8 protein-coding genes are annotated in these 15555 nt (G+C 62.4%); all 8 read left to right on the top strand.

The genetic code is table 11. The features are described 5' to 3' along the window. Window positions 1-3619: hypothetical protein (locus tag ABDX79_RS13195; protein WP_346220755.1), on the top strand; the 3619-nt coding region annotated here is incomplete at its 5' end. A gap of 98 nt (window positions 3620-3717) precedes the next feature. After that, the gene (locus ABDX79_RS13190) at window positions 3718-4335 is read left to right on the top strand and encodes an invasion associated locus B family protein (protein WP_346220754.1); all 618 of its coding nucleotides are present in this window, start codon (window positions 3718-3720) and stop codon (window positions 4333-4335) included. 369 nt (window positions 4336-4704) lie between these two features. Beyond that, window positions 4705-6036 carry a type VI secretion system baseplate subunit TssK gene (gene tssK / locus ABDX79_RS13185; protein WP_346220753.1) on the top strand — a complete coding sequence of 444 codons (1332 nt, stop codon included), beginning with the start codon at window positions 4705-4707 and terminating at the stop codon, window positions 6034-6036. Then, window positions 6033-7598, top strand: coding sequence for a type VI secretion system protein TssL, long form (gene tssL / locus ABDX79_RS13180; RefSeq protein ID WP_346220752.1), 1566 nt, complete (start codon window positions 6033-6035; stop codon window positions 7596-7598). The genes tssK and tssL overlap by 4 nt, the downstream gene beginning before the upstream one ends. A 2-nt stretch (window positions 7599-7600) precedes the next feature. After that, entirely contained in the window at window positions 7601-11227 is a 3627-nt protein-coding gene (tssM, locus tag ABDX79_RS13175) for a type VI secretion system membrane subunit TssM (protein WP_346220751.1), read from the top strand. Between the two features lie 2 nt (window positions 11228-11229). After that, the gene (tagF, locus tag ABDX79_RS13170; RefSeq protein WP_346220750.1) at window positions 11230-11931 is read left to right on the top strand and encodes a type VI secretion system-associated protein TagF; all 702 of its coding nucleotides are present in this window, start codon (window positions 11230-11232) and stop codon (window positions 11929-11931) included. A gap of 100 nt (window positions 11932-12031) precedes the next feature. Next, window positions 12032-12775, top strand: a complete 744-nt coding sequence (locus ABDX79_RS13165; RefSeq protein ID WP_346220749.1) for a PP2C family protein-serine/threonine phosphatase — start codon at window positions 12032-12034, stop codon at window positions 12773-12775. 138 nt (window positions 12776-12913) lie between these two features. Continuing rightward, complete coding sequence (locus ABDX79_RS13160) at window positions 12914-15541, top strand: protein kinase domain-containing protein (protein WP_346220748.1); 2628 nt, start codon at window positions 12914-12916, stop codon at window positions 15539-15541. Window positions 15542-15555: the final 14 nt, after the last annotated feature.

Here is a 15555-nt window from a genome sequence, read left to right as displayed (position 1 = left end):
CGTCGCCGGCGGCACCTCCGTGACGTCCTCGGGTGCGCAGTCGCTCCAGAACGGCACCATCGCGGGAACCCTCGACGGCGCGGGTGCGGTCACCGTCTCCGGCGGCACCACGAGCCTGACCGGCTCGATCACCAACGCCGCAAGCCTTTCGGTGAACTCCGGCACGCTCAACGAAACCGGCACCGGCTCGATCAACACCTCGGGCAACTCGGTCACGGTCGCGGGCGGAACGCTCACGACCGACGGCAACGGCATCGCCGACGACGAAGCCGTCACCGTCTCGGCCGGTACGCTGACGATCAACGGCAACGACACAATCGCCTCGCTCGGCCAGTCCGGCGGCACGGTGAACGGCAACGCGGCCCTCGGCGTCACCGGCGCCTTCAACCAGACCGGCGGCACCACCGGCGGCACGGTCGACGTCAACTCGGCCTCTTTCACACAGTCCGGCGGCGCGATCGTCGCCGGCGGCACCTCCGTGACGTCCTCGGGTGCGCAGTCGCTCCAGAACGGCACCATCGCGGGAACCCTCGACGGCGCGGGTGCGATCACCGTCTCCGGCGGCACCACGAGCCTGACCGGCTCGATCACCAACGCCGCAAGCCTTTCGGTGAACTCCGGCGCGCTCAACGAAACCGGCACCGGCTCGATCAACACCTCGGGCAACTCGGTCACGGTCGCGGGCGGAACGCTCACGACCGACGGCAACGGCATCGCCGACGACGAGGCCGTCACCGTCTCGGCCGGTACGCTGACGATCAACGGCAACGACACCATCGCCTCGCTGGCGGGAACCGGAGGCAGTGTCGTCATCGCTTCCGGCCAGACCCTGTCCACCGGCGACGGCACCAACACGACATATGCCGGCATCATTTCCGGTGGCGGTGGCCTCCTCAAACAGGGCGCGGGAGGATTTACCCTCGCCGGCACCAACACCTATTCCGGACCGACGACGGTGAACGCCGGCAACCTCACGATCGCAAACGGCGGCAGCATCATATCCAACGTCTTCAACAGCGCGTCATTCACCAACAGCGGCACGGTCGCGGGCGGTGTCACGAACAACGCAGGAGCAACGGCGGGTAACGCCGGAACGATCACCGGCGTGGTCTTCAACGCGGGCACCTTCGCCAGCTCGGGGACGATCGGCAGCGGTGTCCGCAACACGGGGTCGTTCGGCAATAGCGGGACGGTGAATGGCGGGCTGAACAACTCAGGCACCTACACACAGACGGCTGGCTCCACCAATGGCGGAACCACAAACACCGGCACGCTCAATGGACAAGGTGCCTTCACCGGCCAGATCGACAACAATGCCGGCTCGTTCAACGTCACTGGCAATCTGACGGCCGACAGCACCTTCAACAACGCCAATTCGGCGGTTCTGAACGTCAACGGCGGCAACTTCACCGGCATGACTGCCCTCAACAACGCCTCGACGATCAACATCGCGGCAGGCCGGACGCTCGCTGCCGGCACCATCAACAATGGCGGAAACGTCAATCTCCAAGGTGCCGGAGCGACGCTCTTCGGAACGGGGAACACCATCAACAATTCCGGCACCGTTACCGTCGCAAACGGCGGCGCGGTGATCGACAATGGCGCGATCAACAACCTCGCAACCGGTGTTTTCAACTTCGCAGGCTCGGCCACCTTCGATTCCGATATCAATAACAACGGCACCGGCCCGATCACCAATGACGGCGTCATCAATTTCAACGGAGCCGACGGATCGATCGTCGATGTCGCTGGCAGCCCCGCCTCCGGTGCGGGCAGCAACAACGACATCGTGAACCGCAACAATGCGCGGCTGAACATCAACACCAGCGACCTGATCAATATCGGGACGCTCACCAACTCGTCCCTGGGTGGTGATGGCGCAGGCGGTGCCGCCGGCATCACCATCGGCGATGGCGGTCTTCTGTCGGCGAGCGCCTTCAACAATTCGGGCGAGTTCTCAAGCACGGGGGCCGTAACGACGACAAACGGCTTCACCAACTCGGGGACCGCCTCGGTTCGAGGCTTGCTGAACGGGCCCGTCACCAACAGTGGCACGCTCGGCCTCACGGGCAATCTGTCGGGCAATGGCGCTTTTACCAATACCGGGCTCTACAACGGCAACGGCTTCGCGTTTTCGGGCCTCACCGCCTTCAACAACACCGGCCTTGCCATTCTCAATGGCGGTTCGGTGACGGCCGGCACCTATACCAATGCCGGAACGATCGATCTTGGCCGCAACAACATTGTCGGCGACACCTATACGATCAATGGCAATCTGGTCAGCCAGAACGGCCAGTACAACGTCGACATCGACCTTGGCCGCAACAACGCCAATGGCGAACAACTGTCCGATCGCATCGTGGTCAACGGAGACCTGTCCGGCACCGGGACGGTCAACTTCGATCAGCAGAACACGGTCTTCCAACTGCAGGACAACCCGATCACCGTCGTCGACGTGTCCGGCACCAACAGCGCCACGTTCACGGCCACCGGCCTGCCACAGGCCGGCAGCCTGATCGAGTACGATCTGCTCAAGGTCGGTGACGACTTTGCCATCGTCAGCTCGATCAACCCGAATATCGGTGGTGTCGCGGGCAATGTCGTGCTCGTCCAGTCGCTGATTTCGACTGTGGTCAACCGGCCGTCGACGCCGTTCGTCAGCTCGCTCGTCTATGACGTGGAGCCGGGCGCATGCGAGCCGGGCGTCTGGATGCGCGGCACGGGCGGCACCGGTTCGGCCGATGGTTCAACCACGAACCAGCTCGGCAGATCGGTGGATGCTTCGATCGATCTCGACTATTGGGGCGTTCAGGGCGGCGCGGACGTCAACTGCATTCCGATGGAAGAACTCGGCGTCGATTTTGCCATGGGCTTCACCGGAGGCTACAACCACGGCGATACAAGCCAGAACGTTCTGACCAACGGTGCCACGACCTCGATCACGACGTCCGAATTCGATCAATACTATCTCGGCGGCTATATCGCAGGCTCCAAGCCGATCGGTGAAGGCGTGCTCGCGGCGGATCTCCAGTTCCGCTACGGAACGACCGATTTCACCTTCAACAACGTCGCGACGACGGCAGCGAACCAGAGCCTCGGCCTTCAGGACGCCGAACTCGACAGTGAGCGGGCGGCCTTCTCCGGCAGCATCAGCTATGCCTATCCCCTGCCCTACGATTACTCGATCGTTCCGGTGGCCGGTTTCTCCTATGCGAAAACCTTCTCCAGCCCGCTGATCTTCCAGAATAGCGGTGTGATATCCTCGCTCCAGATCGACGACTTCGAAACCTTCATCGGTTTCGCAGGCGGCACCCTCGCCCGCACGATCATCGACGAGGAAAACAGCGTCGCCTATCGACCCTTCGTGACCGCGACGGCATACAACGACTTTACCGGCAGCGTCCGCTCGACGGTGACATCCTCCGGCGCGAGCCAGGAGCTGTTCTCCGATAATATCGGGACGTTCGGCGAGGTCAGTGCAGGCATCGACACGATCAAACTGTTCGACGGTAATTTCGGCGCGGTCAAACAGCTGAACGCCAACATTCGCGGCGACGTGAAGTTCTCCGACAGGGTCGAGACCTACAGCCTCACAGGGCAGATCCGTCTCAACTTCTGATCGACCTTGCTTCGCCAGGTCGAATCTGGCCACATCGTCAACGCGCAGACGGGCAGGATCTTCAATCCTGCCCGTTTCCATCAGGAGGTTCCGGGTTCATGCGAACCATCGTCAAGAAGCTTGTGACAGTCGCCGTCATGTGCGCGGCAGTCGGTGTGGGCGGATATTACGTCTATCCGCTTCTCGATACGCCCCGGCAGGCCCAGGCCGAGACCGAGGTCGCGCAGGCGGCGACAGCAAAAGAGACGCCGGGGGACGTCACGCCGGAGGGTACGGGCGGCCGGGTTCAGTCTTCCACCGAAAGAAACCAGGATGATCCTTGGCAGGTCGTCTGTTCCGACCCTTCCGCCGAGACGCCACGCCGCTGTATCCTCCAGCAGGCGCTCTTCGCCCGCCAGACCGGCCAGAAGGTGGTGAGCGCGACGGTTGCGAAGGGCAACGAGGAGAGCGGGCCGCTCATCGAATTCGGGCTGCCACACGGTCTCCTGCTCCTCAAAGGGGTCAATATCTCGGTGGACGGCGGGAACACGAAGACTGTGCCGATCCGCACGGCCGACGAGAACGGAAGCTATGCGCTTTCCCCAATTGACGATGAATTGCTGACGAAGCTTCGCGACGGTGAGACCCTTCGCGTGAGCGTGACGAGCGCGGCAGAACAGGCTATTACCTTCGAATTATCGCTCAAGGGGTTCAGCAAAGCTTACGGTCAGCTTTAACGCACGACATTTCCGGTCTTGTATGGCGTAGAGGAAAAAGCGGGAATGACGTGAGGGGAACGAAATGACGAACCCGGCCGCCGGTCTCGCTGCCTCTCGCCCCCGAACAACCGGCGCGGCAGTTGTCCTACGGACCGATGCGGTCCGGCCTCGCATCGTCGGATTTTCCCGGCTTTTGAGGGCCGCAGAAAATCCTCTTGCGATCGCAGACCGCCCACATCTACGATCACCTTTGGAGACCATCGCACGGACCTGCTTCGGTCACAGTCACCAAGGGCGTGAAAAGCGGGTGCGATCTTGCGTTGAAGGGTTTAAATTTCCACTGGCGGATTGAGCCGTGGTGGCCAATTGGTTTGAAGAGGGCACTTCTTGACGTGGTATAGTAAAGTCGCTTGGTCTGAGGGCCTCTTTCTGCGTCAGCACCACCTTCAGCAGAACGACCGCTATTTCGAAAAGCTGATCGAAAACCGGACCCGGCTCGTCTCGCCCTATCCCTGGGGGTTTTCGAGCCTCGAGATCGATCGTGACCTCGCCCAGCAGAACAAGTTCGGCCTGCGCCGCGCGAGCGGCATCATGCCCGACGGCAGCGTCTTCGACATGCCCGGCGTGAGCCGGCTTCCAACGCCCATCGACGTGCCGGAAGGGGCCGAGAAGCAGTTCGTCTGGATCGTTCTGCCGGCGGCTAATGTGAATGGTCGCGAGCTGGACATGGAGGATGCCTCCAGCGGCAGCCGCTACTACAAGGACCTCGAAACGATCGTCGATGCAAGCTCCAACATGTATGTGGAACAGGAGATCGAGGTCGCCCATCCCCGCATCACCTTCGACATCCGCGAGACACCGAAATCGGGCTTCCATTGCCTGAAGGTCGCGCGCATTCTCGAAGTGCGCGACAAGACAATCCTCTTCGACGACTCCTTCGCCCCGCCGGTCATCACGATCCAGGCCCATCCGCAGAGCGCGGGCTGGTTGGAGCGTGTCATCGGCTGGATCGATACCAAGCTGGAAACGCTTGCCCGCTATGCCGCCGATCCGAGCGCGGGCGGAGGTCTCCAGACCTTCGACTATTTCATGCTCCAGATGCTGAACCGTGAAGCGAACGTCTTGAAGCATTTCAGAAGCTCGCGCTATGTCCACCCCGAACGGCTCTACGAGGAATTTCTGCGCATATCAGGCGAGCTGTGGACGTTTTCACCCAAGCGGATGGCGCCGGAATACGAGCCCTATAACCAGGACGACCTCCAGGCGACATTCGAGCCCCTGCTCGCCGACATCCAGAGGCTTCTCAGCCTCGATCTCGGTCGCGCGATCCGTCTCGATCTGATTGAGCGCGCGCCGAACGCCTATCTTGCCGCCGTCACAGACCGCTCGCTCTTCCGCAACGCCACCTTCGTTATCGAGGTCTCGGCCGCCAAGCCGCTCACCCAGGTCCAGCAGCAGTTCCCCGCCCTCTGCAAGGTTGGCCCGAACACCAAGATGAACGAGATCGTGCAGACCCATCTGCCCGGCATCGAACTCGTACACATGCCGACGCCACCACGACAGATCCGGGCGATTTCAGACCACGTCTATTTCTATCTCGACAAGACCTCGCCGCTCTGGCCGGAATTCAGCGTTGCAAGTAGCATAGGACTGCACTTCGCTGGCGAATGGCCTGAGCTCGAACTCGACCTCTGGGCCCTGATGGAGGATCGACGATGAATGACGATCCATTCTCATTAGGCAACAAGACGATCATCCGGCCCAATCCCGGCGGCCGACGATCGACACCCCCGCCCGGTCAGAAGCGCCCGGCACCCACCCCCATGCCGGATGCAGAACGCACGGTCATCGCCGATATGCCGCAGCGCTCGCCGCCAGGCCAGCGTATTGCGCCTTCGAGCCCTACGCCCCCGCGCTATCCGGGCGGCGAAGATGCCGACTGGATGCGCCAGAGCCCGAACCAGGATGCGTTCTTCCCGCAGAAGAAGAAGCCCGAGCCCCAGGCTAAGCGTCATACGATCCCGCTCGAAGTCGCGTTGAATGCGCGCGCCAGCGGCCAGATCAATTCCGACAACCCGCTGATGGCCTACGCGGCCCCCCTCCTCATCTTGCTGGGACGGCTTCGCCAGAGTGTCGTCGAGATGCAGGCCCTTCCGTTGATGGAGCATGTCGCGGAAGAGATCCGCTCTTTCGAGGCGAAAGCGCTGGAGGCCGGCGAGGATCGTCACGATGTTCAGGTCGCGAAGTATGCCCTTTGCGGCACGGCGGACGACATCGTCCAGAACCTGCCCGGCACCGATCGCCATGTCTGGATGCAGTTCAGCATGCTGGCGCAATTTTTCGGGGTGAGAACCTCGGGCGTGGGTTTCTTCGACGAATTGAAGAAGGTGCTGGCCAATCCCGGCGCGCGCTACAATCTCCTCGAACTGATGCACGCATGCCTGTGCCTCGGCTTCGAGGGTCAGTATCGCGGCGGCGGTCGCGGTCAGGCAGATCTGCATCGCATCCGCCACGAAGCCTATGAGGCGCTCCGCCGCGTGCAGGCCCGGCCGGATGACGACATCTCTCCTCATTGGCGGGGCCTGGGCGTTGCCATGCGCTCGTTCCGTTCGGCGGTTCCGACCTGGGTGATCGCGAGCCTCGCCGCGCTGTTCCTGGTCGCCACCTTCTTCGTCCTGCGGCTTCTCCTGACGAATGACGGCGAAGCGCTCGCGGATACGCTTGTCGCTCTCCACCCGACAAGCCAGATCGCGCTCGAGCGCAATTCCGTCCTGCCTGTGCCGGAGCCCGCCGATCCGCCGCCGACGGGCCAACTCGAACGCATGCGATCGGCTCTCGCCGAAGAAATCGCGGCAGGCGGTGTCGACGTCGAGCCGGTCGGCAACAACATCATGGTCAGGGTCAGCAATGTCCTCCTCTTCCCATCGGGAAGCGCGACCGTGACGCCGGATTTCAAGGCCGTCGCCGACAAGATCGCGGGCGCACTCAACCCGGAGCCCGGGCCAATCTACATCAACGGTCACACCGACAACGTGAAGCTCAACCCGACGAGCCGGTTCAAATCGAACTATGAACTCTCGGTCGCGCGGGCCGAGTCGGTCGAGAACATTGTCAGTTTGCAGATATCCGATCCGACCCGCATCGAAGTCGACGGCAAGGGGGCCGACCAACCGGTCGCCGACAACGCAACCGCAGAGGGACGGTCCCTCAACCGGCGCGTCGAAATCCTGATTCCGAAAGAAGAAACGCTCGAAGACCTCATTCCGGGCGAAGGCCAATAGACGTGAGATTCTGGATACGCCAAACCCTCATCGTGCTCGGGCTGATCGCGCTTTGTCTCGCGATCTGGTTCGGGGGACCGTTCGCGGGATGGGGCGAGACCTATCCGCTGGCCGGAACCCTCACGCGGATCTCGATCATCTCAGTCGTAGTCCTCGGCATCGCCCTTTTCTACGGCATCCGCTACTGGCGCCGTCGCAAGGCGCAAAAAGCGCTCGAAGCGGCGATGACCGAAGCCGAGCCCGAAGTCGTCGGCGATAGTCCCGTCCTTGCCGAACGGATGAGGGAAGCGCTGGAAGTCCTCAAGCGCTCCAATGGGAAATCCAATTTCCTCTACGATCTTCCCTGGTATGTCATCATCGGCCCGCCCGGTGTCGGCAAGACGACGGCGCTCGTCAATTCCGGCCTGAAGTTTCCGCTCGCGGACGCCCAGGGTCCGGCGAGCCTCGCCGGCGTCGGAGGCACGCGCTATTGCGACTGGTGGTTCACCGACGAAGCCGTGCTGATCGACACGGCGGGCCGCTATACCACCCAGGATTCCGATGCCGAGAGTGACGCCAAAAGCTGGCACTCATTCCTCGATCTCCTGAAGCAGCATCGGCCGAAGCAGCCGGTCAACGGCGTGATCGTCGCAGTCAGCCTCGAGGATCTGGTCGCCTCCGGCGAAGAAGGCATAGACCTTCATGCGACCGCGATCCGCCAGCGCCTGCAGGAAATTCACGACCGGCTGAAGGTCGATTTCCCCGTCTACGTCCTCTTCACCAAAGCGGACCTCGTGGCGGGCTTCCGCGAATTCTTCGGCAGCTTTTCCGAAAGCCGTCGGCGCGCAGTCTGGGGCGCCACCTTCCAGACCCGCGATCGCTCGAAGAACATGATCGGCGAGGTGCCGGCGGAATTCGACCTTCTCGTCAAGCGGCTGAGCGACGAGGTGACCGATCGTCTGCACGAGGAGCATGACGGGCTTTCGCGCATCGCGATCTACGGCTTTCCCGATCAGGTCGCTCTCCTGCGCGACAAGATCGACGGCATCCTGCACAAGATCTTCGAGACAACGCGGTACAAGTCGAGCGCCAATCTGCGCGGCTTCTACCTGTCGTCCGGCACACAGGAAGGCACGCCGATCGATCAGGTTCTCGGCTCCATGTCCCGCGACATGGGCTCAGGCGCGGCGATCTCCCATATGTCCGGCAAGGGCAAGAGCTTCTTCCTGCACGATCTCCTGACCAAGGTCATCTTCGCCGAGTCCGGCTGGGTGGGTTATGATCGCAAGGCGGTGCGCCGGGACATGGCCATTCGCTATGGCTCTCTCGCCGTCATCGGAACGATCTCCTGTGTGCTTCTTGGGCTTTGGACCTGGAGCTTCATCAAGAACCGCGCTCTCATCCACGATACCCAGGTCGCGTTGCAGAGCTATCAACTGGAGGCCAAGGACGAGCTTCAGGCGACGAGCGTTTCCGATCCCGATGCGATCGAGATCGTGCCGCTCCTCGATCTCCTGCGTTCGCTTCCGGTCGGCTACGAGAACCGCGATGCCTCGACGCCTCTCGGCGAGCGGTTCGGCCTCAGCCAGCGCGAGCGGCTCAACGCGGCCTCGGAAACGACCTATCATCAGGGTCTGGAGCGCATGCTGCGCACCCGCATCATCCTGCGGTTGGAGCGCCAGCTGGAGCAGCTCGTCGCCGAAAACGAGACCATCAGCATCTACGAGGTCCTGAAGGTCTACCTGATGCTGGGCGGCAAGGCTGGCCGCTACAACGAAGATCTCGTCGTCAACTATCTGCTGCGCGACTGGGAGCAAAACTTCTATCCCGGCGTCCACAATCGCGGTGCCCGCGCCAAGCTCGAACAGCATCTGCGCGCCATGCTTCAGCTCGGTCAGGACGCGCCTCCGATCGTCGAACTGAACGGTCCACTCGTCGCGAACGCGCAGGAAGCCCTGGCGCGTATGAACATCGCGGACCAGGCCTACGCGCTGATAAAGCTGGAGGCCAAGGCCTCCTCGATCCGCGACCTCGTCTTTGCGGAACGGACCGGCGTCAGTTCGGACCTCGTCTTCGAGACAACCGATGGCAGCGAGCTGAGCTCGGTCCGTCTCCCGATGCTGTTCACCTACCGGGGCTTTCACGACTACTTCCTCGACCAACTCGCCGCCGTGGCCGAAAAGTTGGAGAACGACCAGTGGGTTCTCGGCGAATTCGCCGACGAGTCGATCGAACAGCAGATGCGAAACCTCGGACCCGAACTGCTCGATCGCTACAGCGACGAGTTCATCTCGTCCTGGGAGGAAAACCTCGGCAAGCTCAAGCTGAAGTCGGTCGCGGCCGACAAGCCGCGCTACAACGTTCTGAGCGCGATTGCCGCCCAGAATTCGCCGATCGTCATGCTGACCGAACTCGTGGCGGAAGAGACCCAGCTCACCGCCGACACGGAAGCCGAACCCCAGATTGCCGACAGCGGCGGCGGGAGCGGAAACAAGGACAACGCGCAGGCGGCCCGGCAGGCGCTGTCACAGGCGGAAAGCATCGTCGCCGCCCGGCTCGGTGCCTTCAGCCGGATCGGTCTCGATCTGGCGGTGGAGAAATCCCAAAGCCGGATCGGCGGCCTCTTCGACGGCAGCGGTGGTGGCGGCAGCGGATCGCGGTCCCAGCGGCTTCCCGGCGAGCGCGTCGCCGAGCATTTCCGCGACTGGCAGGTTCTGGTCGAAGGCGAGCGCGGCAACCGGGCGATCGATACCCTGCGGCAGAACTTCTATCAGATCCACAAGAACGTCGTCCTGTCGGCAAGCGACCCGCTCGCCTCCGGCCAGGCCAACACCAATCTCCAGGTCCCCATCGCAAATCTTCGCGTCGCGACATCGCGGTTGACGCCGACCCTGTCGCGAATGGTCCAGTCCGCGATCGAGGACCTGGAAGACGATGCCGCCAATACCACCGTCTCCCAGCTTAACCAGCTGATGACGAGCACGGTGACGCGCGCTTGCGAGCAGACGGTCGAAAACCGCTTCCCCTTCGATCGGTCGAGCTCGCGCGATGTGCCTATCACCGATTTCGAGCGTCTCTTCGCCCCGAACGGCACGATAGACCGCTTCTTCCTTCAAAATCTGGCGCCGCTTGCGGACATGAGCGGAGATAACTGGACCTGGCGACAGGACGGGATCGGCAAAAACCTGTCCCAGGCAACGTTGATCGAGTTCCAGCGGGCCGCGCAGATTCGCGACGCCTTCTTCGCTCGCGGCGGGGCCAAGCCGAATATTAATCTGACTGTTTCGCAATATGCGCTCTCACCGGATGCCGAGATGGCCATGCTGACCATCGACAACGACATCCTCTCGTCCAAGCAGAGCGGAAACTATCCCCAGTCGTTCCAGTGGCCGAGCAATACGAGCGGTTCCGAAGCGATGGTTCATCTGCTTCCGCAGATACCGGGACGCCAGCATGTCGTTCAGAAAAACGGGCCTTGGGCGCTGTTTCGTCTGATCGACGCGGGGTCCCCGACACCCAAGGGCGATGTGATCCGCACCCAGTTCACCATCGGCGGGCGGTTCGTCGCCTACAACATCAGGGTCGATACGCTGACCAATCCGTTCTATCTCCCGGCGCTCACCCAGTTCAAATGCCCGACGGGCCTGTAACAATGGGCTGGGGTCTGTTCGGTAAGCTGCCGGCAAAACGCGACTTCGTCGCCCTGCATATTCCCCGTACCGTTCTCGAACCCTACGAAACCTGGGTTCAGGGCGCGATGGCTGCGAGCCGCAACAGGCTCGGCGGAGCCTTCGACGACAGCTACCTGATCTCGCCGATCTGGCGCTTCGTGATCGGCCGTGAGATCTATGGTCGATCCTGCGCGGGCGCACTCATGCCATCGGTGGATCGGGTCGGGCGCCTGTTCCCATTGACGATCGTCTTTTGCGCCGAGCCTGGCGAGGCGATCGCGCCGCCGACGATCGATGCCATGCATTCCCTCTACGAGACCCTCGACGACCGTCTGCTTGGCGCACTCGAGGAGAGCAATGCCCAAATCGATCCCGAGAGCCTGCTTCACGCCCTTCCGGACGTCCCGACGCGCGTGGCCCTTCCCGAGGGTTCGTCTGCCATTCGCCGCGGTCTTATCTGGCAGACGGAGGCGAGTGCGGACGAGGCGAGCAGTTTCGAAGCCTTTGCCCATGACGATTATGCGAATGCCGCCGCGACCCGCTCCTATTGGTGGACAACGAGCGAAGTGAACGGGTCGGGGCCCTTCCTATTCGCAGTCGAAGGTATGCCTGACCCCTATCTCTACGTAAGCATGCTGGATGGCCGATTTGTCGAAGCCGATTCGATTTCAAAATCGCGCTGAGAATAGAGCGCGTGACCTCAATTGTTGGGCGGGAGACAGTCGAGGATGAGCAGAATAAACGGCGAATGCGGACATCGATCTTCCACGGGAGGGGAATGAATTGAGCTCCTTCGAATTTGAAAGCTTCGGCACGACCCATGAGGGCCTGGTGCGGGAGCTCAATGAAGATCAGATCTATCTCAGGCCGGATCACGGGATATGGGCCGTCGCCGATGGAATGGGCGGGCATGAGGGCGGCGAGATCGCGAGCGCGGCCATCGTCAAGCAGCTGGCGACCCTCGGACGGGCCAATTCGGGCAGTGATCTGCTCGCCCGCTTCGAGGACCGGATCATCAAGGCCAATGACGAGGTCATTTCGATTTCCCGCCAGCGGGGATCGACGATTGGTTCGACCATTGTCTCCCTGCTGATCTACGAAACCCATTTCGCCTGTCTGTGGATGGGCGACAGCCGGCTCTATCTGGTGCGCGACGGCGTGCTCTATCCGATCTCGCGCGATCACTCCGAGGTTCAGGAGCTCCTCGACAAGGGGCTCATCACGCCGGAGGAGGCAGAGATCTGGCCCCGCAAGAACGTCATCACCCGGGCGATCGGCGTCTCCACCGACCTCATGCTCAGCATGGAGAACGGCGCCATCGAAGATGGCGATCTTTTCCTCCTGTGCAGCGACGGTCTGACGGCGCATATCGGCGACGACGAGATTACCGGCTTTGTGGCGGGAAAGTCGGCCGAAAAGGCGGTAAAGACCTTGCTGGACGAAACCCTGTCGCGCGGTGCAACGGACAATGTGAGTATCATCGTCGTCCAGTGCCGGAAGTCGACGACAGCCATCTTCGATATGTGAAGCCCGAAATGAATTGGCCCGTAAAGATCGCACGAAGGATTGCCGAAGGACGCGGATGCGCGACCTTGCCGCAGAATGCCCCATGGCAGGATCGGGCACGCCGCGTCGGATCGGGCCAGCGGGTCGGCGAGGATCGGGATGTCTGACAACGACCGCACCCGGATCATCATGCCGCCGGCCTCCGATAGCCTCGCCGCCGGCACCCAGCTCAACGGCATCTACGAAATCGATCGCAAGATCGCCAGCGGCGGCATGGGCGAAGTCTATCGCGGCCACAACATCCATACGGAAGAGCCGGTCGCCATCAAGGCCGTTCTTCCCGATCTCGCGCGCGACGAGACCATTCTCGGACTCTTTACCAAGGAAGCCCGCGTCCTCAGCCGCCTCTCGCACGATGCCATCGTGCGCTATCATGCCTTCGCGATCGATCCGGTGCTGCACCGTCCCTATCTCGCAATGGAATTCGTCGACGGCATTTCGCTCGCAGACCTCGCGGTCGAAGGCCCACTCGACGGTGAAGATGTGCGGCGGCTCGTCATCCGCCTGGCCTCGGGCCTCTATGTCGCCCATTCGGCCGGCGTCATCCACCGCGACCTGTCACCGGACAACGTCATCTTGCCGAACCGGCGTGTCGACGAGGCCAAGCTGATCGACTTCGGTATCGCGAAGTCGACCCAGCTTGGAGACAAGACGCTGCTGGGCGACAAGTTCGCGGGCAAGTACAATTTCGTGTCGCCGGAACAGCTCGGACTGTTCGCAGGCAAGATCACAGCCCAGTCCGATATCTACAGCCTTGGCCTCGTTGCCGCGAATGCACTGCTCGGCCGAGCGATCGACATGAGCGGGTCACTGGTGGAAAGCATCGAACGACGCCGTGTCGTGCCCGATCTGTCCGAGATCGCCGAGCCGATGCGCGGCGTAATCGAGGCCATGCTGATCCCGGAGCCGGAGAACCGGCTAAAGGATATGGCGGAGGTGGTCTACCGGCTCTACGACCTCGCGCCAGCCGAAAGTGCACAAGGCGCTGGTCCGCAAGCGGCCCGTTCGAGCGTCATACAGTCCCTGACGACAGGGTCCCTGCCGCCGCGATCGACACTTAGAACGGTGAGCGAGGTCGAGGCGGAAACCGCCTCCCTTCCAGCAGCTGAACCGAGGGAGGACGGCGACGCTTCACCCGGCGACCCTTCCGCAACACCAGCGGCGCCGATCGCCGACCCAGCAGAGAATGCGGCCGAGAGCCCCGAGGCGCATGCCGTGCCGACCGCCGATGTTGGCCCCGGCCTCGAAACGGATGGTGATCACGGCGATCCGGACGAGACAACTCGCGAGAGCGACGACGGACGATGGAAGACGAGCGCCGCCGAAAGTGCGAGCCTTGCCGGTGACAGCCGACCCCAGGGCGCGGAGGAGGCTCCGGGCGACAAGCCGTCTGGGCAAAGGCTGGATACCTGGGGTTCGAACCCACTGCCAGATGGAACGACGATCGCTCCTCGAGGGATGCCCTTCGACGGCCCCCGATCCGTGCGCACAGCAGATGAACTCGATGAACGCACGACGATTGCGCCGAGATCGTCTTCTGCAGTCGATTCCAACGTCAGCACCGATACCGAAGCTGCGTCGCAAGATACGGGACGTGACGAAGATGCGTCCGACGACTTCGCCACCAGCCGGAGCGAAAGCCCGTTCCCCGATCCGGATTCATTCGGGATCGAGCGGCATGAGGGTGGCGAATCGCCATTCGGGCCCTACGAACCCGACGAGCCAGCTACACAGACGAGTTTCACGGACCTGCAGCCAAAGAAAAGCGGATCAGCCTTTCTGCCGGCCGTCCTGACAATGTTGGTTCTTCTGGGTGGCGGTGTCGGCGCCGCCTGGTTCACGGGCGTTTTCGACACCCCCGACGACAGTCCAACGGAAACGGCGTCGAACTCCGAACCGGCCGAGCAGCCGGCTTCATCTGGTGAAACGCAAGGCGATCCGGCCGAAGACGACACGCCTGCGGACGTGGGCGATGGCCAAAGCGCACCCACGACAACGCCCGACAGGCCGCCCGAAGCAGGTAGCGCGCCGGCCAATGGAGAAACAGACAACCCGCCTGAGCCGCCCGAGGCACCGCGACGCCCCGCAGCCGATCCGGCACAGATCGACGCAACCTCCGACCGCGTCGCATGGATCGCGACCTTCGACGGCGGCGACTGCTTTTTGGCGCTTCCGACCTCAATTACCGAAGAGCACGCGCAGATCACGGGCTTCGGACTGGAGGCCGCCCCGTTCGAGCGGCTGATGACGGCCTATGAGGACCGTTACGGCAGCGAGCCGGATATCGGCGTCCGGCTCATTCAGAACCCGCAATGCGCAGTGCTTGGATTGATCAAGGGGCTATCGGAAGGCGATGCACCGCGCCCGAGTTTTACCCTGAGCGACGATCTCATCTCGGCCAACGACGCCCTCAAGGGGCGATTGAGCCACCTCGGCAACCGCAATCTCTGGCTTTACCTCGTCGGCAATGACGGCGTGGTCTACAATCTCGAAAATATCGTGACCCGCAACGGCGGCGAGGCCAGTTTCAACGTTCGCCTCGGCCTTCAGACGGAGGAACCACGACCGCAATTGATGGTCGCCTTGACGTCGAACGAAGAGATCGCCGCCGCAGAGATCACCGAATATGTTCTGGCCCGGCAGTTCTTTCCCGCTCTTTTGGAAGCGATCGAGTCGCGCGGCATCGATGCCTCCGCTGCGATCACCTATTTCCGCCTGCAGCAGTGATGCGAAATCCGTCG

Source organism: Fulvimarina fulva (assembly GCF_039652615.1).
GTDB lineage: Bacteria > Pseudomonadota > Alphaproteobacteria > Rhizobiales > Rhizobiaceae > Fulvimarina.
Note: the sequence above shows the minus strand (reverse complement) of the source record. Positions and strands in the feature narration are given on the sequence as shown.

Coding starts and splice junctions, on each gene's coding strand:
- ABDX79_RS13190 (WP_346220754.1), top strand. CDS start 3,718: ATGCGAACCATCGTCAAGAAGCTTGTGACAGTCGCCGTCATGTGCGCG.
- tssL (WP_346220752.1), top strand. CDS start 6,033: ATGAATGACGATCCATTCTCATTAGGCAACAAGACGATCATCCGGCCC.
- tagF (WP_346220750.1), top strand. CDS start 11,230: ATGGGCTGGGGTCTGTTCGGTAAGCTGCCGGCAAAACGCGACTTCGTC.
- ABDX79_RS13160 (WP_346220748.1), top strand. CDS start 12,914: ATGTCTGACAACGACCGCACCCGGATCATCATGCCGCCGGCCTCCGAT.